The sequence below is a fragment of the Alphaproteobacteria bacterium genome, assembly GCA_024244705.1.
In the GTDB taxonomy this organism is placed as follows: domain Bacteria; phylum Pseudomonadota; class Alphaproteobacteria; order JAAEOK01; family JAAEOK01; genus JAAEOK01.
The window spans coordinates 1-1157 of sequence record JAAEOK010000068.1 but is presented as its reverse complement, the minus strand read 5'-3'; the positions used below and the strand labels follow the sequence as shown (position 1 = coordinate 1157).

Genomic DNA, 1157 nt, shown 5'->3' with positions numbered 1-1157 from the left:
CATTGGGCGGAATGATGGGCAAATCAAAATCAGAGGCCAACGTGTGGAGCTGGGTGAGGTTGAGGTGGCTCTGCAATCTGTGAACTCATCTGTTACCCAGGCTGTGGTGTTGACACATGAACAGAGCCTGGTGGGCTTTGTGACACCTGGGAGTGTGGATACTTCTGCTATTAAGACTGGTGTTTCCAAGGTGCTGCCACACTACATGGTCCCTTCTGTGGTACTTTCAATGGACTTCATCCCAACCATGCTCTCTGGCAAGGCAGATCATCATGCCCTTCTTAGTCTCCTGGTTGAGAACAAAGTTGCACACAGAAGTGGTGGCATCAGAAGCTCCCCTGGACAACATGTGGTTCCCAATTCTCCACTGGAAGAAGCGGTCCACGCAATCTATCGGAAGGAACTCCAGAGTGAAGGTATGGGAATGGCCAGCGACTATTTTGAAAGCGGCGGGGACTCCCTCAAGGCTATTCGCATTGTTGCCTATTTACGCGCTCTTCACGAGGACCACCCTGGATTGCAGATAGGCAAGGGCTTCTCAGCCTTGTCGGTTACGGATATCTTGCAGCATCATACACCTGGTGCTCTGCTGAAATTTTGCCTTGGATGTTCATCGACCATTCAGCCGTTGACCCCAGGGATGCCCATTGTGCCTCGACCAACTGAGATGAGGCTGCGGGCCCCTGCTTCTTTCCAGCAAACCACCATGTATGCAGGAGAGCATATGGTGGCATCTCAGGCACGCTCAGATTACAATGAAGTGATTCAGTTTGGTGTCATCGGGACACTAGATGTCGAGGCACTGAAGATGGCTCTTGCATTTTTGTGGCGCCGTCATCAAGTTTTGCGTACTGGACTGATCCTTCAGGTGTCACAATTTCCTGGCTTGTTTTATATGACTGTAACTGAAGTACTACATGATTGACACCTCAGGAGGCAAAGGCTGAGGAGAGCAGTCTCACTCAATTCATTCATCCTCCTGAAGAACCAGGAGGCAGCATTTCACTGGAAGTTTGGGATTGTACCAATGGCTGGAACCGCTGTGGTTTTGACTCAGCAGTAGGTGTCATTACTGCCATTAGAGGCCATGTTGGAACACCATTTGACATGGGGGTGGAGATGGTTCGGTCACTTCTTGTGAAGCTGCCTAGCGAGAT

General features: G+C 50.5%; 1 protein-coding gene. It reads left to right on the top strand.

The window, feature by feature from the left end; genetic code table 11:
• Window positions 1–925 (top strand): hypothetical protein (locus tag GY791_11780; protein ID MCP4329105.1); only part of this gene is annotated, 925 nt, incomplete at its 5' end.
• Between the last annotated feature and the right edge of the window lie 232 nt (window positions 926–1157).